The sequence below is a fragment of the Cytobacillus gottheilii genome (genome assembly GCF_018582665.1).
Taxonomy (GTDB): Bacteria; Bacillota; Bacilli; order Bacillales; family Cytobacillaceae; genus Cytobacillus; species Cytobacillus gottheilii.
Window position 1 is genome coordinate 2,629,317 of sequence record NZ_CP071709.1, and the last position, 22,214, is coordinate 2,651,530.

Annotated in this window: 24 protein-coding genes; 5 read left to right on the top strand and 19 right to left on the bottom strand. The window is 39.3% G+C overall.

All coding sequences use genetic code 11. The features are described from left to right. Positions 1–81 precede the first annotated feature (81 nt). The 4 genes from J1899_RS12960 to J1899_RS12975 form a co-directional block, all read right to left on the bottom strand. Positions 82–1,800, bottom strand: coding sequence for an ABC transporter ATP-binding protein (locus tag J1899_RS12960; RefSeq protein WP_066444857.1), 1,719 nt, complete (start codon positions 1,798–1,800; stop codon positions 82–84). A 76-nt stretch (positions 1,801–1,876) separates the two neighbouring features. Next, positions 1,877–2,317, bottom strand: a complete 441-nt coding sequence (locus J1899_RS12965) for a threonine/serine exporter family protein (RefSeq protein ID WP_151572719.1) — start codon at positions 2,315–2,317, stop codon at positions 1,877–1,879. A gap of 15 nt (positions 2,318–2,332) precedes the next feature. Next, on the bottom strand, positions 2,333–3,091 hold the full coding sequence (locus J1899_RS12970) for a threonine/serine exporter family protein (RefSeq protein ID WP_066444845.1): 759 nt from the start codon (positions 3,089–3,091) through the stop codon (positions 2,333–2,335). A gap of 648 nt (positions 3,092–3,739) precedes the next feature. Then, positions 3,740–4,075, bottom strand: a complete 336-nt coding sequence (locus J1899_RS12975) for a MerR family transcriptional regulator (protein WP_214474257.1) — start codon at positions 4,073–4,075, stop codon at positions 3,740–3,742. A gap of 184 nt (positions 4,076–4,259) precedes the next feature. Here J1899_RS12975 and fbpA point away from each other — a divergent pair, with 184 nt between their 5' ends. The 4 genes from fbpA to chrA all read left to right on the top strand — a co-directional run bounded on the left by fbpA (position 4,260) and on the right by chrA (position 6,346). Continuing rightward, complete coding sequence (fbpA, locus tag J1899_RS12980; RefSeq protein ID WP_180320178.1) at positions 4,260–4,412, top strand: Fur-regulated basic protein FbpA; 153 nt, start codon at positions 4,260–4,262, stop codon at positions 4,410–4,412. 24 nt (positions 4,413–4,436) lie between these two features. Beyond that, positions 4,437–4,574, top strand: coding sequence for a hypothetical protein (locus tag J1899_RS12985; protein WP_180320210.1), 138 nt, complete (start codon positions 4,437–4,439; stop codon positions 4,572–4,574). Between the two features lie 268 nt (positions 4,575–4,842). Continuing rightward, positions 4,843–5,154 carry a PadR family transcriptional regulator gene (locus J1899_RS12990; RefSeq protein WP_066444842.1) on the top strand — a complete coding sequence of 104 codons (312 nt, stop codon included), beginning with the start codon at positions 4,843–4,845 and terminating at the stop codon, positions 5,152–5,154. A gap of 13 nt (positions 5,155–5,167) precedes the next feature. Further along, positions 5,168–6,346, top strand: a complete 1,179-nt coding sequence (chrA, locus tag J1899_RS12995; RefSeq protein ID WP_214474259.1) for a chromate efflux transporter — start codon at positions 5,168–5,170, stop codon at positions 6,344–6,346. Between the two features lie 98 nt (positions 6,347–6,444). Here the strand turns inward: chrA and J1899_RS13000 are convergent, their stop codons facing one another. The 11 genes from J1899_RS13000 to J1899_RS13050 all read right to left on the bottom strand — a co-directional run bounded on the left by J1899_RS13000 (position 6,445) and on the right by J1899_RS13050 (position 16,155). Further along, the gene (locus J1899_RS13000) at positions 6,445–7,542 is read right to left on the bottom strand and encodes a PAS domain-containing sensor histidine kinase (protein WP_214474261.1); all 1,098 of its coding nucleotides are present in this window, start codon (positions 7,540–7,542) and stop codon (positions 6,445–6,447) included. Positions 7,543–7,553: 11 nt separating this feature from the next. Next, on the bottom strand, positions 7,554–7,988 hold the full coding sequence (locus J1899_RS13005; protein WP_214474263.1) for a GAF domain-containing protein: 435 nt from the start codon (positions 7,986–7,988) through the stop codon (positions 7,554–7,556). Between the two features lie 15 nt (positions 7,989–8,003). Next, positions 8,004–8,657, bottom strand: a complete 654-nt coding sequence (locus J1899_RS13010) for a response regulator (RefSeq protein WP_066444829.1) — start codon at positions 8,655–8,657, stop codon at positions 8,004–8,006. Positions 8,658–8,702: 45 nt separating this feature from the next. After that, on the bottom strand, positions 8,703–9,341 hold the full coding sequence (locus J1899_RS13015; protein ID WP_066444827.1) for a sensor histidine kinase: 639 nt from the start codon (positions 9,339–9,341) through the stop codon (positions 8,703–8,705). 200 nt (positions 9,342–9,541) lie between these two features. After that, complete coding sequence (locus J1899_RS13020) at positions 9,542–10,852, bottom strand: NarK family nitrate/nitrite MFS transporter (protein ID WP_066444825.1); 1,311 nt, start codon at positions 10,850–10,852, stop codon at positions 9,542–9,544. Between the two features lie 210 nt (positions 10,853–11,062). Beyond that, on the bottom strand, positions 11,063–11,344 hold the full coding sequence (locus tag J1899_RS13025) for a hypothetical protein (RefSeq protein WP_066444823.1): 282 nt from the start codon (positions 11,342–11,344) through the stop codon (positions 11,063–11,065). Then, positions 11,331–11,642: a hypothetical protein gene (locus tag J1899_RS13030; RefSeq protein WP_214474266.1), complete on the bottom strand. Its 312-nt coding sequence runs from the start codon at positions 11,640–11,642 to the stop codon at positions 11,331–11,333. Before J1899_RS13030 ends, J1899_RS13025 begins: the two co-directional genes overlap by 14 nt. Before the next feature lie 180 nt (positions 11,643–11,822). Next, positions 11,823–12,347, bottom strand: coding sequence for a Rieske (2Fe-2S) protein (locus tag J1899_RS13035; protein ID WP_066444818.1), 525 nt, complete (start codon positions 12,345–12,347; stop codon positions 11,823–11,825). Positions 12,348–12,360: 13 nt separating this feature from the next. Then, the gene (locus J1899_RS13040; RefSeq protein ID WP_066444816.1) at positions 12,361–12,921 is read right to left on the bottom strand and encodes a 4Fe-4S dicluster domain-containing protein; all 561 of its coding nucleotides are present in this window, start codon (positions 12,919–12,921) and stop codon (positions 12,361–12,363) included. A 5-nt stretch (positions 12,922–12,926) separates the two neighbouring features. Continuing rightward, positions 12,927–15,092: a molybdopterin oxidoreductase family protein gene (locus tag J1899_RS13045; protein WP_066444814.1), complete on the bottom strand. Its 2,166-nt coding sequence runs from the start codon at positions 15,090–15,092 to the stop codon at positions 12,927–12,929. After that, positions 15,079–16,155: a hypothetical protein gene (locus J1899_RS13050; protein ID WP_082851657.1), complete on the bottom strand. Its 1,077-nt coding sequence runs from the start codon at positions 16,153–16,155 to the stop codon at positions 15,079–15,081. Before J1899_RS13050 ends, J1899_RS13045 begins: the two co-directional genes overlap by 14 nt. 203 nt (positions 16,156–16,358) lie before the next feature. Here J1899_RS13050 and J1899_RS13055 point away from each other — a divergent pair, with 203 nt between their 5' ends. After that, complete coding sequence (locus J1899_RS13055) at positions 16,359–16,577, top strand: hypothetical protein (protein WP_066444812.1); 219 nt, start codon at positions 16,359–16,361, stop codon at positions 16,575–16,577. A gap of 112 nt (positions 16,578–16,689) precedes the next feature. Here the strand turns inward: J1899_RS13055 and J1899_RS13060 are convergent, their stop codons facing one another. The 4 genes from J1899_RS13060 to cdaS form a co-directional block, all read right to left on the bottom strand. Further along, positions 16,690–17,022: a hydrolase gene (locus tag J1899_RS13060; protein WP_214474270.1), complete on the bottom strand. Its 333-nt coding sequence runs from the start codon at positions 17,020–17,022 to the stop codon at positions 16,690–16,692. Positions 17,023–17,407: 385 nt separating this feature from the next. Further along, positions 17,408–19,486: a penicillin-binding transpeptidase domain-containing protein gene (locus J1899_RS13065; RefSeq protein ID WP_214478834.1), complete on the bottom strand. Its 2,079-nt coding sequence runs from the start codon at positions 19,484–19,486 to the stop codon at positions 17,408–17,410. A gap of 173 nt (positions 19,487–19,659) precedes the next feature. Beyond that, positions 19,660–21,252: a catalase gene (locus J1899_RS13070; RefSeq protein ID WP_214474273.1), complete on the bottom strand. Its 1,593-nt coding sequence runs from the start codon at positions 21,250–21,252 to the stop codon at positions 19,660–19,662. 344 nt (positions 21,253–21,596) lie between these two features. Further along, positions 21,597–22,196 (bottom strand): sporulation-specific diadenylate cyclase CdaS, encoded by a 600-nt coding sequence (gene cdaS / locus J1899_RS13075; protein ID WP_214474284.1) that lies wholly within the window; start codon positions 22,194–22,196, stop codon positions 21,597–21,599. Positions 22,197–22,214: the final 18 nt, after the last annotated feature.

Genomic DNA, 22,214 nt, shown 5'->3' on the forward strand with positions numbered 1-22,214 from the left:
TCCTGAAAGTGCAAGTTATCCCTGAGTCATGAACTCTACTCACATAAAAAGCAGTGAATCGATGTGATTCACTGCTTTATCCTACGCTTTTTGGAATTGAATTTTGTGCAGATTAGCAAATATACCGCCTTTTTCAATTAGCTCATCGTGACTGCCTTCCTCTGCAATCCCATTTTCTGTTACAACGACAATCCGATCTGCATTTCGAATTGTTGCCAGTCTATGGGCAATTACCAATGTTGTTCGATTTTTTGCGAGGTCGGTTAATGCCGCCTGAATAATTCGCTCTGTCTCAGTGTCCAGTGCAGAAGTTGCTTCATCTAAAATTAAAATAGGAGGATTTTTCAAGAACATTCGAGCAATCGCTAAACGCTGCTTTTGCCCTCCGGAAAGTTTTAAGCCACGCTCACCAATTTGAGTCTCATAGCCAAAAGGTAGTGAAGCAATAAAATCCTCCAAATGTGCTTTGCGTGCAGCCTCATAAATTTCTTCATCAGAAGCATCGAGGTTGCCATATCCGATATTTTCCTTTATCGTTCCAGTAAATAAGAAGACATCCTGCTGCACAATTCCAATTTGCGAGCGAAGAGATTGCTTTGTCATGTCCCTCAGATCGATTCCATCAATTTTAATACTGCCGTTTGAAACATCATAAAAGCGTGGAATCAAAGAACAAATCGTTGTTTTCCCTGCACCGGATGGTCCAACAAATGCAACGGTTTCTCCTGCTCTTATTGAGAGGTCAATATCCTTAAGGACAGATTTGTGTTCATCATAGCTAAAGCTGACATCCTCAAAACGGATATCCCCTCTTAAGGTTGATACTTCGACCGCATCCTTTCGATCTTCAACTTCAGGGTCTGTATCAATTAATTCGGTAAATCGTTTAAATCCAGCCATGCCTTTTGGATAAAGTTCCATAAGCGCACTTATTTTATCAATCGGCTTTAACAATACATTTACATAAAGTATAAAGCTGACAAGCTCTCCATGAGTCAGCTCTCCTGTAAAACTTAACCAAGCACCGTATACTAATACAAGCAAGGTAATTAAGCGAGTCATCATATAAATACCAGAAGAACTATAGCTCATAATTTTATAAGCTCCAAGTTTAGCTTTGCGAAATGTCTGGTTATCCTTCATAAACCTAGCAATCTCAAACTTTTCATTAGTAAAAGATTGAACAACACGGACGCCGGAAACACTATCCTCAACACGGGCATTCACATTAGCAATTTCACCATACATTTTTTTCCACGCTTTATTCATGCGTACATTACAAAAAGCAATCAGCCAAACGAGGAATGGCATGACAACAACCGAAACAATGGCAAGCTTAACATTAATGGTCAGCATGATTCCAAAGGCCCCAAAGAAAGTCATGACAGCAATAAATAAATCTTCGGGTCCATGATGGGCAAGTTCACCAATATCCATCAAGTCATTTGTAACCCGGCTCATAATATGTCCGGTCTTCGTATTATCAAAAAAACGAAATGATTGGCGCTGAACGTGATTAAAAAGCTGCTGGCGCATATCTGTTTCTATATTAATGCCAAGCATGTGTCCCCAATAGTTAACGATATATTGGAGAAATGTACTTGTTACGTAAAAGGCAAGCAATCCTGCACTTACAGAAACAATCATAGCCCAATTCTCATCCGGCAGCAGGTCATCGATAAACCATTGCACTGCGAGAGGAAAGCCCAGTTCAAGGAGTGCTACGATAACCGCACTCGAAAAATCAATGATAAATAATTTCTTATGAGGTTTATAATAAGTAAAAAAACGACGGATCATCATGTTCTCCTATTCTTCTGAGATTTTTATGCTACTTGGATTATATGCCCAACAACAGGCTGTTACAAGCCTTTTACTAACTTTTCACCTTTCTTAATGGTATTTTCCGAATCAGCTGATTAAGAACCTCTGAAACAACTAGGCCTACTGCAATTGAGCCAGAAATCATAAATGCTTTGGCTGCAAGCTGAATAGCCGTATTATAATCATTTTCAACAAAGTTCCGCATCGCATCATAAGCAAGTCCTCCTGGGACAAGCGGTATGATTCCTGACACACTAAAAATGATAATGGGCGTCCGGTAATACCTCGCAAACATTTGACTCAGCACTGCAATGGAAAAAGCGGCTATTAATGAAGAAACAACTGCATCAAAATAGCGATCGACTAGTATAATGTAAATCATCCAGCCAACCATTCCGACAAAACCGCATTGAAGCAATGATTTCTTTGGTGCATTAAATAAAATCCCAAATGCTGCGGAGGCAATAAAGCTAGTAACTAAATGTGTAAGCATGTATCTCCGCCTCCCTTATGAATAAAATGCAAAAATAACGGCAATTCCCGTTCCAATGGCGAAAGCTGTTAAAAAAGCCTCTGCTCCCTTTGATAGCCCTGAAACAAGATGCCCAGCCATCAAGTCACGGACTGCGTTCGTTATAAGCAGCCCAGGAACCAGAGGCATTACGGAGCCAATAATAATTTTGTCCAGCTGTGCTCCAAATCCGCTTTTTATAAATAAAAACGCAGCCAGCCCAATAATCAATGAAGCAAGAAATTCAGAAAAAAACTTTATTTGAACAACGCGATGCAGGTATATAAATGAAGTAAAGCCAATTCCTCCGCATATCACCGCTGGTATAAAGTCACTCCACTGTCCTAAAAACATCAACATGAAACAGCCGCTCGCAATAGCAGCCGCCACAATTTGCTGATAAATAGGAAAGGTGAAATCAGCCTCTTCTATTTCTTTTAATCGTATGTATGCCTGTTTGCTGGTTAATTCCCCGCTGGCGGCCTTTCGCGATACTCCATTCACTAACGTTACCTTATATAAGTCAGTAGTTCGTTCAGAAATACGAATCAGCTTCGCAGGTTCTGTTCCGTCAACAGAAAAAATAATGCCCGTTGGGGTAACGTAACTATGGGAATCAGGAATTCCAAATGTTGCAGCGATTCTTGACATGGTATCTTCTACCCGATAGGTTTCAGCTCCGCATTGAAGCATAATTTTACCTGCCAGTAAGCATATATCAATTACCTCCAAGCTGGTAGGAAATTTATGTTCCATTCTTCCGCCTCCTTCCGCGTCATGCATAATGCCTCATTCATCTTAATCCAAATATGCCCTTTAATAAAGTCCTTATTACATCATACAATATTTTCATTTTAGAGAACGTTTACACCCGGAGAAAAGTCACCAAAAAATTAAGTCTCCCCTTGAACGATTGTTGTTCATGGGAATAACTGCAGAACAGATGGGTACTTATCTGATATCTTTTCTTGCCTTTATTGGAAGAAACCGGTGAATTAAGCGGAGATTCTACCCTTATTTTAAGAATTGAGCCATTTTTGGCCAAAATAAGCGGAGATTTTACGGTTATATTGAAAAAAATCGCCTATTTGACCGTTTTTTAGTTCCTTAGCCGGAATTTCTCCGTCTATTTCAGCACAATTTAAGTGATTTTACGATTTAAGCGGAATTCTTCCGCCTATTTATGAAATGTGTAACTCTTGCATTTTGGGGAGTATGGTATTATACCTGTTGGCTGAAGACGAAATAGCAAGAGCCATACGCGGTTAAGCTCAGGCACACCCGCATAGCCTGAATGTGTACTCTGAAGCGAAAACCTTTATACATCTAACTAATAAAGGTAAAAAAAGCATAAAAAAAGAAACTCACGCCATTGGGAGTTTCGCATTTCAAAAATGATCGCTATCACTTTTTGGGATAGCGGTTGGATTGGTTAAAACGGGCATTCAACTGCCCTTGTATCATTTTGTTTCTCGTCGCTGTATCTTCCTTCTTCTTCTTTTTCTTTAATTCCTGAAGTATTTCGTCTGTCCTCACACCTTCTTCTCTTTTATTTGCAATTTCAATGAGTCTTTCCACATCCATAAAAGAATATTTGCGATTTCCCCGATCAGACCTTTCTGGAGAAATTAGCTTTCTTTCTTCATAATACCTAATTTGCCTTTCGGTTAATCCCGTTAACTCGCTTACAGTTCCGATTGAAATGACCTTTCTATTTTTATATGATGCTTCATTTTCCATACCGAGCCCACCCCAAATGAAAAGGTTTTAATACTATTATACACGTTTGTTAGATTTTTTCACTATATATGTTATAAAATATAACATTAACAAAAAAACATGTTAGGATATCTTACAATATAAATGAAAGTTCTCTTTTAATCATATAAACTGACAGAAATAATACGAAATGAGGAGATGGAATATGCAATACTTACGAAAAGCGGTTGAAAAGAAGCGCAACTATTTAATCCAGCTACTCGTAAAAGCTGGTGTTTCTAAAGAAATCGAACAATTGCAAAATCTAACATTAACAGAACTTGAACTACTTTCAAAAAAACATATGGTCGTTAAATAATAGTTACAGGGAGGAAATGAAAAGATGGAAAGTCATGATGCACTTGAACTCGCTAAAAAAATCATTGAACTTGACCTTTTACGGGATAGGATTTGGGAGAACTTAGCGGAAATGGCCGGAGACAATGCATATGAATTAATCAGGAGGGTGCAAAACAGCTAAACCTGTTCCTTAAAATAAAGAATAGAAATTTTTCAGAGGTAATTCAATATGAACACATATAAAACACTGAAGTAGATCGGTGTTTTTTTGTTGTTCATTTTTATCTGTCTCTTATCCTTAAATAGAACCTCCAGCAAAATCATTAAATTTATAAACGTTTTATGCCCTTATACGCCATGATTTTGTTTGATTTCAGTAGACGCCCAATATATACTTACATTATCGATTTCCAATATTGCTTTTCGATAACAGAAAGGAAGTGGTCTTATTGGAAGATCGTGTACTTAGAAAACTGTTTTTAGGCTTTATCCAAATTCACATTCTGCATCATGCTGATGAAGAGCCCATTTATGGTCTATGGATGTTAGATGAATTAAAGGAACACGGATATTCAATGAGTGCCGGTACCATTTATCCCATTCTGCATTCCATGACAAATGATGGCCTGCTTCTTCAGGAAAAGCAAAAAGTGGAGGGAAAGATTAGAAAGTATTATCGTACAACCGAAAAAGGAAAAGAGGTTTTACTGGAAGCAAGAAAGAAAGCTTTTGAACTATTTAAAGAAATAAAAGATTCTTAAGGAGTGGAGATGATTGAAAAACAAATTGGCAAGCTTATGGGAAATCCTGCTTGTGTCAACCAAATTAGGGCTAACGTCATTCGGAGGTCCAATTGCGCACCTTGGCTATTTTAGAGATGAATATGTCATTAAACGAAAATGGATGGATGAGGATAGCTATGCTCAGCTTGTGGCATTATGTCAGTTTATACCTGGGCCAGCAAGCAGCCAAGTAGGCATTGGAATCGGGATGGTACGGGCCGGTTGGCTTGGAGGTATTATATCGTTTATTGGGTTTACCTTTCCATCTGTTTTGGCACTTATACTATTTGCGCTAACATTGCAAAGCTTTAATCAGTTTGATTTAGGCTGGATTCAAGGATTGAAAATTGTTGCAGTTGCCGTTGTTGCTCAGGCTGTAATGGGGATGGCTAAAAATCTTGCGCCAGATTTCCCAAGAAAAACGATTACCCTGCTGGCAGTTGTCACAGCGGTTTTATGGCAAACTACAATGACACAAATTTTAATTATCATTATAGCTGGAATCATTGGCTTCTTCGTTTATAAAAACGTGACGGAGCATAAAGAAACAAGTCTTCATGTGCCTGTTTCTAAGAAATTCGCTTTGCTCTCTCTCGTCATGTTCTTTGCTATATTGGTTTTACTGCCAATCATAAATCAAATTTTCACAGCAGATTGGATCACCGTATTTGATCGATTTTATCGTTCTGGCGCCCTTGTTTTTGGGGGTGGACATGTGGTTCTTCCGCTTTTAGAAATGGAATTTGTTCCTAGCGGTTTTCTTTCTGAAGAAGCATTCCTTGCAGGTTATGGTGCCGCACAGGCTGTTCCGGGTCCGCTATTTACGTTCGCAGCTTACCTCGGAACAATCATTAATGGCTGGCAGGGTGGATTATTAGCGACTTTTGCTATCTTTTTGCCTGCTTTTTTGCTCATTGCAGGAACATTGCCTTTTTGGCAGCAGATCAGCAAAAACAAAAATATGAAAGCAGCCTTATATGGGGTGAATGCAGCAGTTGTCGGCATATTAATTGCAGCGTTATATGATCCAATTTGGACGAGCACCATTCATACTGCAGCCGATTTTTCATTAGCTGCCATTTTATTCTTTATGCTCAATTATTGGAAGCTCCCGCCTTGGATTGTCGTTGTTACTGGTGCTGCAGCTGGAGCATTGATGCACATGCTGTAGAACTTTCAGCAGTTCTCTTAATTAACAGATGTTTACTGTTTAATTTAAACACAAAAACTCTTGCCAGCTGTACGGCAGAGTTTTTGTGTTTTTTTATTTTATATGGGCATAACCAATACTACCCTTGTTCCGCGACCTTTTTCAGAAAGGATATCCAAAGAGCCGCCTTCCACTTTTGCTCTCTCCTCCATACTAAAAAGCCCGACACCCTTCTGAATTTCTTCGTAATCAAACCCAGCACCATAATCTTCAATTACTACTCTAATTTCATGATCATGTTCACGGATGGTAACAAAGGCTTCGTTTGTCCCTGCATATTTACGGATATTCGTTAATGCTTCCTGGATGATTCTATAAATGGTCAATTCTTTATCTGTGCTGAGGCGCTCATTTAAATTACTCGTAAATTGCACATCTATTTGATGGTATTGGGAAAATCGATGCAAATAAGAACGGATGGCAGGCAATAAACCTAAATCATCCAGAACAGACGGCCGCAGCTCTCTTGAAATATCTCTCAGCTCTTCAATTATTTCTGCTGTTTCCGTGTAAAGCTGTTCTAGAAGCGGATGGTTCAATTCAGCTTGCAGGCGATTAATAGTTATCATATGGCTATATAAATTTTGCCCTACCCCATCATGAAGATCGCGTGAAATGATTTTTCGTTCGTCTTCCTGTAAGTTAATCATCCGCGTCATCATATTCTTGATTTCTTCTTCCGCTTTTTTGCGATTGGTGATTTCATGGCGAATGGCTAAAAATTGATATGGCCTTTCATCACCATCAAGGAAAGGAACGATCGTTGTATCCACCCAGTAATTGCTTCCATCTTTGGATTTATTCTTTATTTCGCCTTTCCAAACTTCCCCCTGATTAATTGTTTCCCATAATTGTTTAAAAAATGATTTCGGATGATAACCCGAATTGATAATCCGATGATCAGCACCTATTAATTCGCTTCTGTTATATTTAGAAATTCTGCAAAATTCATCGTTAACATATGTAATTTTCCCTTTCCGATCGGTTATAGCTACGATGGAAGAGGCATCTAGAGCAAATTTCATATCACTTAGCTCTTTATGATAGGAAGCTTCTTCTCTTAGCGGATCAACATTAGCATTCCGATTACTCTGTAATCCTGCATTATTATCATTTTTTGACGCATACTGCTGCTGAGGGTTATTTGTATTCTTCATCTGAACCTCTCCTAATCATGGCTGAATACCACCTTTTCGAGCTTGCTTGTGTAATCTCTTACAGCCTTTTGTTCATGAAGCTGGAACGGTTTTTTCACACGGCGTCCGACCAGCAGCACTCCTTTTGCACTGCCGTTTAAAATAATCGGAACTGCGTAAGCGCTGATTAGCTTCTCAGCAAGCATAATTGGATACTCTAAGTCTCTGCCAATTATATTATCCGGAAAACGATCTAGGTGAATGGGAGTCCCAGTTGAAATAACTCTACCAGCAATCCCTTTTCCATAACGCAGGGTAATTCTTTTATACTTGTCGTTCAAATTTCCGGCAGCATGCTTCCATTTAACATCTGAACCCTTTGGAATCTGAATTGCAATGGCCGCAAATTCACATGGTATATCAACTAGCAGATCGTTTAACATTTGAAGAATCATCTGGTTTTCCATTACTAGGCCATCCTCCTATATACCATAGCCCAGCAGTCCTTTTTTTAATGCAAACTGAACAAGCTCTGGCCGTGTTTTCATCTTCAGCTTTTCCATTACATTACTTTTATGTGTTTCAACCGTTTTAACAGAAATAAAAAGCTGTTCGGCGATTTCTTTATTAGAGAATCCTTTGGCTATTAACGTTAAAACTTCCTTCTCCCGATCTGACAGCAGTTCAAAATGATCAGAATCTCCGCTTCTTACTGTATTTAGGTATTCTTCCATTAATCGTTTTGTTGCAGAAGGATGCAAATAAGCTTCACCCGAAGCAACACTTCTAATGGCTGATATTAGTTCATCATGCGGAGAACTTTTTAACAGACACCCAGATGCACCAGCCTGTATGGCTTTAAACAAGTATTCTTCGTCATCATGCATTGTTAGGATTAAAATTGAAATTTCCGGTTTTTTCTTTTTCAGCTCAATTGTTGCACTTAATCCATCTTTTCCGTGTGGCATACTTAAATCCATAACTACTACATTAGGTTCAAGCTGCAGCGATTTTTCAATCGCTTCATTGCCTTCAGATGCCTCCCCAATTACCTCAAGCTCCGGGTGATTATTTAATAGCATTTTTAACCCCATTCTCACTACTGCATGATCATCGCACAGCAAAATCTTAATCATTTCATTTCCCCCTTTGTCCATTTCCCCATATAAGGCTGCCTCTTTCTAGTATGGTAATGATAGCGTAATAAGTGTTCCATTCCCAATTGCTGATGTGATTAAGCATGTACCCCCAATTAACTCCATTCTTTCACACATAGCTGCTAACCCTGATCTTTTAGCTAAACCTGTATGAATATCAAAGCCTTTGCCGAAGTCTTTTATTTCGATTATTACCTTCTCAGCTTCCCAATTCAATTTCATATGAACAAGATTTGCATCTGCATATTTAGCTATGTTTCCTAATGCTTCTTGACAAACACGGTATAACATAATGTTTTGTTTTTCAAGTAATCTTCTTTCATTGCCAGCAGATGTTAATTCTGTAATAATTCCATAGGTTGAAGTATATAACTTTAAATAACTTTTAAGAGCGGCGGTAATACCTGAAGAGGCTAATGACGGAGGATGCAGCTCAAGAGATAACAGCCGAATCTCCTGTATCGTTTTACTTAACTGCTCCCGTATTTCTGCAGTATAACTTTTCATTGCCGGTTCCTGCATACTGCCTTCCAGGTACTCCAGTCCCGTAAATACACTATATAGCGTCTGCCCTACTCCTTCGTGTAATTCATTTGAAATCCTTTTAATTTCATCTTCTTGTGAGTCTATAATATAATGGCTGATTACAGTATCCTTTTCCACTTAATACACTCCCTTCAATAAGTATAAAATATTTAACCAGTATGTTTATAGGGTTTTCATTGAAAATAAAATTTGCCGGCTGGCAAACTCCATACTACAAAGATCAAGCATCAGCACTCAGTCAGACCTTTAAGTCCAGCTATAATTGACATAAGGCCTGCCCGCAGAAAGTGCGAGGCAGGCCAAATCAGGTTATAAATCTAGTTAGCTTTCTTTAAAGGATAGGTTGTATTCAACTTAGCTTTACGCTGATAATAGAAGAAATTCAGTATAAATGATATGACATATATCACTATGAAAATATATAATGCATTGACAGGCGTTCCAGTTGACTTAGTAGACCAGCCGAATAATTGCGGGATAAAATATGAGCCGTAAGCCGCAAATGCAGCTGTAATACCTAATACTGGAGCAGCTTCTTTTACAGGGAAGATTCCAGGTATCATCTGGAATGTTGAGCCAGAACCAATTCCTGCAGCAATAAACAAGATTAGAAAAGCGGTTAAAAATCCTGCAAACGAAGCTTGTTTAGTAAAGTAGATCACTCCGCCTGCACCAGCACTCATGACAACGAATACCCAAGCAGTTACGGATGCTCCTCCAAATTTATCTGACAGCCAGCCTCCAACCGGTCGTGCAGCTGCCGCTAAAAATGCACCAAGGAATGCCAGCCCCATGTGTTCAGGGAATTGTGATTTTAATAATAATGGGAATGCAGCAGAATACCCAATAAATGAACCAAATGTTGCAACATAAAGGATTGTCATAATCCAAGTATGCTTTCGTTTCAATACAACAAACTGTGCACCAACTGATTGTTTTGTATTTGGAAGATTATCCATTCCAAAATAAGCAGCAATCGTTAAAACTGCAATTGGGATGACCCAGATAAATGCTGCATTTTGCAGCCATACCTTTTCACCACTGGCTAAAGTTTGGCTGTCTCCAAAGAAGGCAAATGCTCCGCTGGCAATGACAAGCGGTGTCACAAATTGTACGACTGAGACACCCATGTTTCCTAAGCCGCCATTAATTCCTAATGCTGTCCCTTTTTCTTTTTTAGGATAGAAAAAGCTTATATTTGCTGATGAAGAGGAGAAATTTCCTCCGCCAAGACCGCATAGTGCAGCCAGTAATAGCATCACTGAATATGGAGTTTCAGGATTTTGAACCGCCATACCAATACCGATCGCTGGAATAGCTAAGACTGCTGTAGAGATAATAGTCCAGTTTCTTCCTCCAAATGATCCGACAGCAAATGTGTAGAAGAAGCGTAATGTTGCTCCTACAAGTCCGGGTACAGCTGCTAAAGTAAATAATTGCTCATCTGTAAATGAGAAGCCTATTTCATTTAATTGTACAGCGACAACAGACCAAATTTGCCATACAATAAAAGCCATCATTAAAGAAGGAACTGAAATCCATAAGTTTCGTTTAGCATGCTTTTTTCCTTGTGTTTGCCAAAACTGTTCATTTTCAGGCATCCAGTCGTTTATTCTTTTCGTTTTCATTTCTTTTCACCTTCCTGTTACAATACTTTTCATTCGACTCGGCATTGCTGTGTGTTAAAGATTACTGATTCAATTCTTTAAAAACGATCTGTCACAGTTTTAAAATTGCCTTCTATTAAAAAGTCATCATTAAAGCATGTACAGATACCCTTATACGCTTATTGGCTTTACTTACTTCAATCAGCTGCCTGCAGCGGAATTTCCTATCACTCAGTTATTCGTTATTTTTCGAATGCAGTATTGCAGCTGACTGTTTTCATCAGTAGCGACCAGTCGGTCATTCTTCCATTCAAATCGTGCTTCCATGGGAATGGCCAAAAACTGAAGGTGGTTTACATACATTCTGAAATGAGTGTGATCAGGACAATTTTCTATCCGTTCAATTCTTTTTGTTAAGAGGGGTGCCTGATCCTCTCCATCTGTATCGATAATGGCTATTTCTACATCTTCATGTATGAACATGCTTAAGCTATTCTTTTTATCGGACTCCACAGCTTTTCCCTCCCTTACTTTGAGGATAGATAAAAGCTTTATATCCTTGCAGATACGTCCAGAAGTCTTCTTTTGCATTTGTCTCTATGAACTGTATCAGCTCAGCTTCGGACTGCCATTTGCTCATCCCTTTAATTTCCGCAACGATGATCTCAAGGCCATCTTTTTGTTTTACGTCTAAGTACCAGTTCAGCCGAATTTTAGCGAACAGTTCTCGTAGCAGCTGATCAATTTCCTCTTTGAACCTTCCACTGCTTTCTCTTATAAAACAAAAATCGATATATGTTTCACTATTCATAGCACTCACGCCTTTTTTGTTTTTTTATAGAGAAAGAAAGCTATAGGGAACATGACGATATTTAAGCCGCAAAAGATCAATGTGTTTACATAATTTTCATAAAAATATTGATGCACCATATATTGAGTGAAAATAATATTTAAAAACAAGACAGCACTGAGGAGAAGAACGCCAATATAACTACGCTTCATATCTCTTCACCCTTACTGCATATACAGCACCTTGATTTACTTCTACTTGTATTTCAGGAAGCGGCCGCCTTGGCGGTCCTGCTGTAGGTGCACCAGTTTCCACATCAAATTTGCCATGATGACAAGGACATACCATTTCTCCCTGCTCTTTGACCCAAAATACTGGACATCTTAAATGGGTACAGGCATTTTGATAAGCAACAAATTTTTCTTCACCTAGTCTGATGAGGATCGCGTCATCATGTTCTCCTGGAAATTTAAACTCTACCGCATCACCAATAGGCAGGTTGTTCAGATCAGCAATTTTTTTATGAGGATACTCTTTCTCTCCTAATCCCATCAGCTCTTTTGCTGCAACTGCTCCCCATGGCAGGGAAGATACAGCAAATACTCCTGCTGCACCTACTAGGGTTTTCATAAACCCACGGCGATCCAGCTTTCTTTCATTGTCCCGATTAATGTTATGAGTATAGTTATCTTCTGGAAAAGGAATCTTGTTATTTCGTTCTTTCATCACCGTCCACCTCCTAATAAAGCTTTGTGATTCCCTGGAGGATCCCAGGAAGATTTACTTTTACATTTGTTTCGCCTTCTAAATACGGCTGACTTGTTACCCATTTTCCGTTAGACATGTTGTATTGCTTTTGTTTTTGCTCAATTTCCTCTTCTGTTAGCCATTGCAGCGTGTTTGAAGGACAGACGCTTGCACACATTGGCGGTATTCCATCTTTCGTACGGTCAATACACAGGTCACATTTGTACATTAGGTTTTGCTCTTCGTCGAATTTCGGAATACCGTATGGACATGCAATCGTACAGTTTTGGCAGCCGATGCATTTTTCAACCAGCGCTGAAAGCACCGCTCCTGTTTCATGAATTTGAATGGCTTGTGCCGGACAGCTGCGGGCACAAGCAGGATTCACACAGTGCAGACACATTAAAGGCATTGTCTGACGGCTGACAAGCGGATTCACATCATAAACGTAGTTTCTGTTTCTTTCTTCATGCCCTCCGCACTGTGTACAGGCTGCTAAACAAGATCTGCAGCCTATACAATTTTCAAGCTCTATATAAAGTCTCTTTTTCATTGCTGTTACACCTTCTCTCGATCAAGCTTTTCGATTTGGGCTGCACAAACTTTAAATTCAGGCATTCTGCTCATAGGATCCAGTGCAGCAATCGTAAGTAGATTGATAGATTTTTCATGGCCGAAATGGTAAGGCACAAAGACCGTATCAGGACGAATTGCCTCTGTTATTTTAACCTTGTAAAAAGCTTCCCCTCTTCTTGTGTAAAGACGTACCTCTTCTTCATGGGAGATCTTATATTTTTCAGCTGTTTGCGGATGAACCTCTATAAATGGTTCCGGACACATGTCACGGAGGAAAGGAATTCTTCTCGTTTGATTACCAGATAGATAGTGATAGACTACGCGGCCATTTGTCATCCGCAGCGGATAGGTTTCATCTGGTTCCTCTGCTGACTTTCGATATGGCAATGCGCAAATTTTTGCTTTTCCATCAGGATGATAAAACTTTTTATCAAGGAACATATGCGGTGTTCCTTCATCGTTCTCATCTTTACATGGCCAAAAGACTCCATCTTGTTTTTCGATTTTTTCCCATGTTGCTCCGTAGTAGTCCGCATAGCCGCCTTTAGAAGCTGCCCTGAATTCATCCGCAACATCTCTGGCTGTTTTCAGATGGGAGAAATACTTCCCTCTTCCCAGACGTTCTGCTAGCTCAACCTGCATTTGCCAATCTGGTTTTGATTCTCCAACAGGCTCTTGCGCTTTATTAATTTTAATAATTCTGCCTTCCAGGTTGGTTGTCGTACCTTCATCTTCTGACCAGGTAACAGAAGGCAAGATCACATCAGCAAATTCAGCTGATTCAGATAGGTAGAAATCTGCACACACCATGAAATCTAAATTCTTCAGTGTTTCTCTGACAAAGTTTAAATTTGGCGCGGATACAGCTGGGTTTGAACAAAGCAGATATAAACCGCGAATTTCCTTTTTAGCCATCAGTTCGAAGAGTTCGTAGGCAGAAACACCAGCCTTTGGCATTTCATCTTCTGAGATTCCCCAGAATTGGCAAACTTCTCTTACATGTTCTGGGTTCGTGATTTTACGATACCCTGGCAGAAGGTCTGATTTTTGTCCATGTTCACGGCCGCCCTGGCCATTTCCCTGTCCAGTAAATGTCGCTACTCCTGATTTAGGTCTTCCGATCTTCCCTGTTACAAGCGCCATGTTTGTATATGCAGAAACATTGTCAACACCTTTATGCTGCTGTTCAATTCCTCTGGCAAACATAACAACCGCGTTAGGAGCTTTACCGTAGATTTCCGCTGCTCGGATAATCTTTTCCGGATCAACACCTGTAATTTCACTTGTATATTCAGGAGTAAATTCTTTAACAAGCTCTCTTGTTTCTTCAAAACCATTTGTGTGATTGTTCACAAATTGTTCATCAGTAAATCCATTTTCAATTAATAAATGAAGGATTCCATTTGCAAGCGCTAAATCAGTTCCAGGACGAATATCCAAATGCACATCCGCTCTTCTGGCAATAGGTGTCTCCCTTGGATCCACGACGATAATATAACCGCCTCTCTCCTGTACATTCCATAAGCGGAAGATAGAGGTCGGATGACATTCTGCTGTATTACTGCCAGCGATGAATAAGCAATCTGTTTCATGTATATCTGTCCAAGGCAAGGTAGATCCTCGGTCAACCCCAAGTGATCTTAGGAAACCGCCGGCAGCACTTGACATACAGAAGCGCCCATTATAATCGATATATTTTGTTCCTAGTGCAACACGTGCAAATTTCCCTGTCAGATAACATTTTTCATTTGTCATTGATACTCCGCTAAAAACGGATAAACTGTCTTTCCCGTAATTCTCTTGAAGCTCTGTAAATTTTTTAGCGATCAGGTCGTATGCCTCATCCCAGCTGGCTTCTCTAAAACCCTTTGTTGTTCCTTTTAAAGATGCATCATCACGAATAAGCGGTTTTAATAGGCGATCATCATGATTCGTCTGCTGGTAAGCTGTAACCCCTTTGGGACACATTTTTCCTACTGTAACCGGCCAGTCATATCTTGGCTCAACCCCAATGATTTTGTTTGTAGATGTATTAACCCGCAGATTCATGCCGCACTGCATTCCACAATAACTGCAATGTGTTTTAATTAATTTTTCATTCGGGTGATACACATTTTCGATTTCTTTAAAAAACTTATCCCTTTGCATTCTGGTTTGCCTCCTTAACCTTTACTTCGTGAGTAGGAAACCCTGAAAACTGTGCCATCCGATATTTCCTTCTGCATGGCAGACAAAGCTCTGCAAGGTGATGCCCATCCTCTGTCTGAAATTGAATATGATTTGTCTGAAGTACATCTATAACGTCATTTGATTGTTCAACTGATACGAATTCATTGCCGCAAACCTTGCATTGCTTTGGTGCAGCTTCCATATAATGCTCTCGATAGTTTCTTGCAAAGACACTTAATGGTCTAAATGGAATATGTGCAAGCTTACCAAATGGCAAGTAAATCAACGTGATAATGACGGACCACTGATGAATGAGCGACATAACCGGGTGTCCAAATCCATGCAGGAATACATTGCTGAATGTAAGAGCTAATCCTGTTATGCTGATAAAGAGCAGCATATATAATGGAAGAAAGTCGTATAGAAATTTTTGTTCTGCTCTTGCCTGCATATTTTTCAAACGGCGGTAAAGCGCCATACAAACTCCGATAATAACCATTGTTGCGGAGATGTTTAGTGCATTATAAGAAAAGTTAGCGATCAATCCATCAGCTGGCACTGTCAAAATTTGAATGCCCATTAAAATGATGTTGTACATACCGTTCTCATCCATTGTGAAGTACATCCAGCCGAACACTAGCGGAAAAGTAACGAGACAGGACAGGATTACTCCCCAGCCCATCATAATGTGCTGTGTCCATCGGTAAATTCCCCTATTCCAGATAAAACGGTAGGTTGCCAGCTGTTCTACAGATGTTTTTGGTGTTGATTTTCTGAAAAGCAGCTTAATTCCCTTTTTAATGATGATTTTTGTTGGCGGGCGTTCTCCCCAAGCAATAAAGCGATAAAAGAAGCCTCCTAAAAATATGATCGTACCAACCATGTATCCGTATAAATTTAAGTCAACATGTGTAAACATTCTCGTTCCGATAAATGATAGTACTGCAAGTCCTATTACAGATAGAAACATTGATTTTGCGAACCTTGAAGCAAATGCCTGATTAATTGAAGTAACAGCTTTCTCAGTTTTGGCTGTTTCCATGTTTACTCCTCCTTGTTACAACCTTCACATACTTTATGATTTCATTGTATAGGAGAAAGAGCTGTCGCCATATCGGGGAACTTCCCTATCTCTTTAGGGAAAAACCCTTATTTTACTGTCACTTCATTATTTTTTGCTGAACTATGTAATTCGGTTTTAATTATGGTAAAATATGACTAACAAATTAAAGGAGTGTGGATTTAATGGCCAAATCAGCTGCTAAAAAGAAAAGAGAAAAGTTAGTTCGTGAAGGAAGACGGAACCCCGAGCAAAACCGCAGCCCGTTTGCTGGAGCAGATATGAGTACGAGAAAAACGAAGACAAAAAATGAAACGTTATTCCGAATAAAACATAAGAACCATTCATTAGATGAAAATCATGATGGTTCTTTTTTATTGCTTATTTATGTTTTGAGAACTTGACGATTGACTGGTAATCATACATAAAAACAACTTGTTTTCATTTACCTTTTCAACCTTCTAATAAGCTATGTCAGATCATCACTCCTCCCTGAAAGTAAAAAAACAGCCCCTATTAGGACTGCTTTTGCTCTTCGGATAGTATCCCCATTCGCTCAATATGCTCTTTTGCTTCTTCATCACCATATTGATAAATCATCGCATAAACTTTCTCTATTGCTTCATCATATTCATCGTTTTGCGGGTCATGATGATATTCTAAAAATGGAATATGAGATCTAACATATGTTTTCAAGTCGGCATTATAGTTTTTGCGTAATTCGTCACTTATTTTAGCGGCCTCTTCTTCTGGAGCGAATATTTTAAAATGCCATTCTGCTGCTTCTGGTGTTTGATGAATGACTCTGTTTTCAATATCGATATAATAGGTTTTCGTTAGTTCTGTCATGTCGATCCTCCTCATCAAGATCTTTATGTTTTTTTATTCCCTTCTATTAAATAACTAAACCTGAACTGTTTATGAAAGAATCGGATAGGGAAAATAGCAATAGAATGCTGCATAATATCCCTGTAATTCCAATAGGATGAAAGATAAGGAGGTATTGAGATGACATTTTGGCTTATGCTGATAGGAGGTCTCTTTCTGTTTCTCATTCTTTTGGAGGAAGCCATACATTTCTTTTTCTATCGGAAGCTATTAAAAACGGAGCGACGGACAGAGAGTGTTTTTATAAAACTGAAAAAGTTATGGAATAAATTCATGATTAAAGGCAGGCAGGTCCTTCCGAGGAAACACCATGAATGAGATGAGACCAGGAGAAAACTCCTGGTCTTTACTGATCTTCTGATTCATCTTTAACCGGATCTGACTGATCATTTTTTAACGCAAAGTACGTATCTAATACCCTCCGGCCAATATCATAATTAGCTGTATGACCTGATTCTCCTTCATATGCCCACGGCACGACAACCGACATGGCGATCTCTGGATTGTTATATGGTGCATATGCGACCAGACTTAAATTCATAACCGGAATCAGCGGATCTCCTTTTTTTCGATCCGGTCCATCGTAAAAGGCCTCAGCTGTTCCTGTTTTCCCCGCAGGTGCATAGGGTGCATCTGCAAACGCTCTATAAGCAGTGCCGTCCGGGTTGTTCATTACTTGTCTAAATCCTTCCTTCACAATCCCAATTTCATTTTCAGTCATCTCTAATTTGTTTAAGATAGTAGGCTGCATCTCCTGAATGATTGGTCCAAGCGTTTCCCCATCAATCGTCGACTCTCTTATCTCTTTTACCATTCTTGGCTGAATACGGTAACCCCCATTTGCAATAGTAGATACGTATTGAGCCAGCTGCATAGGTGTATAAGTATCAAACTGTCCGATCGCAAGGTCAAGCAGTTTTCCCGGCAGTCTATCTTGCCCAATATAACCTGGAATCTCATTAGGCAAATCAATTCCTGTCCGTACACCAAGACCAAATTCACTAAAGCCATCCCGCATATCTTCAAAAGCACGCTTATTTCTTAATGTAAGCGGCTGGTCATAAACATAATTTCCTTCACCAATCGCCATCGCTGTCTTAAACATATAGACATTGGATGATTTTCGCAAAGCCCGTAAGACACTCATATTGCCTTGGAAACTGCCATTAAACCAAGAACTTTTTAAAGGAGTATCCCTAATTTTCACTGGCGAATCATAAAACACTGTATTTTGATTAATGGCCCCTGTTTTAAATCCTGTTAAGACAGTTGCTCCTTTAACTGCAGAGCCAACACCATATGCTGATGAGATGGTTCCAAGCGCATAATCCTGCATTTCCTGTTTTCCTGTTTCTTTATTTCTCACCAGCTGTTTGCCTGCCATTGTTAGGACTTCTCCTGTATAGGGATCCATTAACACGACAAATGCGCGGTCAAGCAGCCGAGTTCTTCCGCTATTTTTTGCCTTGATCATTTCCTCTTCAATTATTTTCTCAATTTTCTGCTGAAGCTCCATATCGACAGAAAGCACTAAATCTTTTCCTCTCGACCCTTCAGTAAGTGTTTCGGTTCCGAGAAGCTGTCCTCCTTTTGTTATGACTTTTTCCTTTGCCTTTTGCCCATGCAGTACTTCTTCATATTGGAGCTCCAAATAACTTTTGCCGACCCGGTCATTAAGGCTGTAATCTCTTGCTAAGTAATAGTCGAGTCTTTCTTTCGGCAGTCCTTCCGATGAATCTGTGATTCCGCCTAAAACTGATTTTAATGTATTGCCAAAGTTATAGGTTCGATCCCAGTCAGTAGTCGTATCTATACCAGGCAAATAAGCAAGGTTTTCACTTACTGCAGCATACTCCTCTGGTTTGACATCTTCATTTTTAACAATCTGCTTTGTAAAAGCATATCCGCTCGTCAACTCTCTAAAAATCGCCAGGACCTCTAAATCTTCCATTGACAGTCCCTTAAGATCTTCATCTGTAATTCTATCTATTTGAAGCTGATATAATTCCTTATCAGATCGTTCATTGTTTTCGAATTCTTCCCATTCTTCCTCTGTAATTTTTTCTTTTGCTACATCGGGATTTCTCATAATCCAAAAATCTTTCTTTTCTCTTTCTCTAATTTTATCGACAGGCTGTTCTATTAAGAGTGACAGGTTCTCGGCAACTTCAAGCATATCCTGCTGTTTTTCATTTGAATTTGTATAGGTAATCGCACTCTTTGGAACATTATCGACGATGATATTAAAATGGCGGTCGAGCATTCTGCCGCGCGGCACAGGATCAGAAACTGTTACATCCTCGGTTTTTTCAACCTCTAGTTTATACGATTCTCCATTTACAATTTGCACAATTCCCAGACGGACGATTAAAATCGAAAATAGAAAAAAAACAGCAAAGAATAACAAGTTGATACGAAATGGCATCTGACTTTTCTTTTCTTTTTTTGTTTCAGCCAAGAAAATACCCCCTTTAACACACCTAAATATACTATTTATTTTATAACTTTTACCAATTAACTGCCATACTTTTCCTAATTACACATCTGAAAAATAAAAAAAGCCAAGGGTATTCCCCTCAGCCATTCTCAGTTTACAATTTAATAAGGATCTGCTTCATGACCTTCATTTATTGCTTGTTCTGGTGCTTTATCTCCATCAATATTTCCTAATGGCTTATGTGTTGTGCCATCCTTTGGTTTGCTGGCAATCCCTTCACGCAATCTGCGGCCATATTCTTCGTCAGCTTCTTCAGCGAGCTGTATCATTTTTTCCTGAATGCGAGGATCACAGTCAGATAAATCATTGACAAGATTTGAAATTAGCTCATCTTTTTCCCATTCTTCAAAGCTTCTGTACGTATGGCCTGCTTGCTTCGTATTGCTCTGTCTATCGATCGATTCTCTTACAAGCTTTCCTTCCACTTTCGGTGTATATTCCTTGCCTGCCTGCTTGGCTTCTTTTAGGCCGCCAAGTGTTGAAGGTTCATAATTTATATGCGGATTTTGCCCGGGTGCTAAATCAACTTTATACTGCATTTGCCCGCCGCGCTGGTTTGTTGCTACTCTTTTCTTCGGTGCATTGATTGGCAGCTGCAAATAATTGGCGCCGACACGATATCGCTGTGTATCTGAGTATGAGAATGTTCTGCCTTGAAGCATTTTATCATCAGAGAAATCAAGTCCATCAACTAATACACCAGTACCAAATGCAACCTGTTCAACTTCAGTAAAATAATCCTCTGGATTTTTGTTTAACACCATTTTTCCGACTGGCATCCACGGAAATTGATCCTCCGGCCAAAGCTTTGTATCGTCAAGCGGATCAAAATCCAGCTCAGGATGATCATCATCACTCATGATTTGAACAAGAAGCTCCCATTCAGGATAATCTTCCTTTTCAATCGCATCATATAAGTCTTGTGTAGCATGATTGAAATTCTTCGCCTGGATTTGCTCTGCTTCTTTTTGAGTTAAATTTTTTATGCCTTGCTTTGGTTCCCAGTGGTATTTCACCAGCACAGCTTTACCTTCTGCATTGACCCATTTATATGTATTGACACCAGAGCCTTGCATCATTCGATAGTTTGCAGGAATTCCCCATGGTGAATATACAAATGTTACCATATGAAAGGTTTCCGGTGAATTCGAACAGAAGTCAAAGAAGCGTTCACTGTCTTGAATATTTGTAATTGGATCAGGTTTAAAGGCATGAATCATATCAGGAAATTTCACGGCATCGCGGATAAAGAAAATTTTCAAATTATTCCCAACCAAATCCCAATTTCCATCCTCTGTATAAAACTTAACAGCAAATCCGCGTGGATCACGCAATGTCTCGGGCGAATGACCGCCATGTATAACGGATGAAAAACGTACGAAAACAGGTGTTTTCTTGCCTTTTTCCTGAAAAAGCTTTGCGCGTGTATATGTTGATACATGCTCGTTTCCACAAGTTCCATATGCTTCAAAATATCCATGTGCACCAGCACCGCGGGCATGAACGACCCTTTCAGGCACACGTTCGCGGTCAAAGTGGCTAATCTTTTCAATAAAATCGTAATTTTCAAGAGTAGCTGGTCCTCGATTTCCAACTGTACGCATATTTTGGTTGTTTGTGATCGGGTGGCCCTGTCTGTTCGTTAATGTTTCAGCTGTTTCTTCATTTAGATTTTCAGCATTTTGATGATCCATGTTTATTCCTCCTTTAGTAACTAATAACAGGATTTCCAGTAAGATGAAATTTTATGTAATAGATTTCCTTTTTTAAATTTTGTTTAGGATTTCCTCTAAACAGCAAAGAGGCTTGGGCAAAACGAAAATACTCTTTCTAAAACAGTAATGTTCATTTTCAAGGTTTGCGTGTTTACACAAGCCCGCTCCATTTCACTCATGTTAATAAAATATATTTTATAATTATAAATAAAAAAAACGAATGATTAGAAAGATGACTTCCTAACCATTCGGTTCTATGGGCATGTTAAATACTTATGTCCCAGCCTCTATACAAACTACATTCATCCAAATTCAAAATATAACTAGTTGCGCACTGTATAAAGCTTGCCTTGTAAGGCAAATGATATTCGTCCTGTTTCTTCTGATACAACTATTGCAATTGCGTCAGTTACTTCGGAAATGCCTATTGCAGCACGATGACGAGTCCCAATCTTTTTCCCATGCTGCTCTGTTTTGGCAACGGGCAATATGTTACCTGCAGAAAGAATTTCATCTCTTCGTATGTGAACGGCACCATCATGAAGAGGATTACCATCATAAAAAATCGTCTCTAGCATTGTATAACTTACTTTCGCTCCCACTTCAATCCCATTGTGCATAAATGCTGTTACATCTTCCGTTCTTTCAATAACAATTAAGCCTCCGTGCCTCCGCTCTGATAAATGCTGAGCAGCCAGACTTAATGTCGCAGCTTCATCTGTATAAGGCAATAAATACGATTGTAAATAATAGGTGGAAGCAAGGTTGTGTGCTTCCATTACTTGTTTTTGGAGCAGTTCAAAATCTTCCAATATACAGCAGCTTTGTATATTCCATGAACCAGATAATTTTTGCAGCTGATTTTTAATACTAACGATATAGCGATCGACGTCATTTTTATATTGTTCAGGGCCGTAAATCACAGCAGGACACCTCCGTGA

What these genes read in the sequence shown, in the direction of transcription:
- J1899_RS12960 (WP_066444857.1), bottom strand. Translation starts at nt 1,800, where the DNA reads ATGATCCGTCGTTTTTTTACTTATTATAAACCTCATAAGAAATTATTT.
- J1899_RS12965 (WP_151572719.1), bottom strand. Translation starts at nt 2,317, where the DNA reads ATGCTTACACATTTAGTTACTAGCTTTATTGCCTCCGCAGCATTTGGG.
- J1899_RS12970 (WP_066444845.1), bottom strand. Translation starts at nt 3,091, where the DNA reads ATGGAACATAAATTTCCTACCAGCTTGGAGGTAATTGATATATGCTTA.
- J1899_RS12975 (WP_214474257.1), bottom strand. Translation starts at nt 4,075, where the DNA reads ATGGAAAATGAAGCATCATATAAAAATAGAAAGGTCATTTCAATCGGA.
- fbpA (WP_180320178.1), top strand. Translation starts at nt 4,260, where the DNA reads ATGCAATACTTACGAAAAGCGGTTGAAAAGAAGCGCAACTATTTAATC.
- J1899_RS12985 (WP_180320210.1), top strand. Translation starts at nt 4,437, where the DNA reads ATGGAAAGTCATGATGCACTTGAACTCGCTAAAAAAATCATTGAACTT.
- J1899_RS13000 (WP_214474261.1), bottom strand. Translation starts at nt 7,542, where the DNA reads ATGAAGAATACAAATAACCCTCAGCAGCAGTATGCGTCAAAAAATGAT.
- J1899_RS13005 (WP_214474263.1), bottom strand. Translation starts at nt 7,988, where the DNA reads ATGGAAAACCAGATGATTCTTCAAATGTTAAACGATCTGCTAGTTGAT.
- J1899_RS13010 (WP_066444829.1), bottom strand. Translation starts at nt 8,657, where the DNA reads ATGATTAAGATTTTGCTGTGCGATGATCATGCAGTAGTGAGAATGGGG.
- J1899_RS13020 (WP_066444825.1), bottom strand. Translation starts at nt 10,852, where the DNA reads ATGAAAACGAAAAGAATAAACGACTGGATGCCTGAAAATGAACAGTTT.
- J1899_RS13030 (WP_214474266.1), bottom strand. Translation starts at nt 11,642, where the DNA reads ATGAATAGTGAAACATATATCGATTTTTGTTTTATAAGAGAAAGCAGT.
- J1899_RS13035 (WP_066444818.1), bottom strand. Translation starts at nt 12,347, where the DNA reads ATGAAAGAACGAAATAACAAGATTCCTTTTCCAGAAGATAACTATACT.
- J1899_RS13040 (WP_066444816.1), bottom strand. Translation starts at nt 12,921, where the DNA reads ATGAAAAAGAGACTTTATATAGAGCTTGAAAATTGTATAGGCTGCAGA.
- J1899_RS13045 (WP_066444814.1), bottom strand. Translation starts at nt 15,092, where the DNA reads ATGCAAAGGGATAAGTTTTTTAAAGAAATCGAAAATGTGTATCACCCG.
- J1899_RS13050 (WP_082851657.1), bottom strand. Translation starts at nt 16,155, where the DNA reads ATGGAAACAGCCAAAACTGAGAAAGCTGTTACTTCAATTAATCAGGCA.
- J1899_RS13055 (WP_066444812.1), top strand. Translation starts at nt 16,359, where the DNA reads ATGGCCAAATCAGCTGCTAAAAAGAAAAGAGAAAAGTTAGTTCGTGAA.
- J1899_RS13060 (WP_214474270.1), bottom strand. Translation starts at nt 17,022, where the DNA reads ATGACAGAACTAACGAAAACCTATTATATCGATATTGAAAACAGAGTC.
- J1899_RS13065 (WP_214478834.1), bottom strand. Translation starts at nt 19,486, where the DNA reads ATGCCATTTCGTATCAACTTGTTATTCTTTGCTGTTTTTTTTCTATTT.
- J1899_RS13070 (WP_214474273.1), bottom strand. Translation starts at nt 21,252, where the DNA reads ATGGATCATCAAAATGCTGAAAATCTAAATGAAGAAACAGCTGAAACA.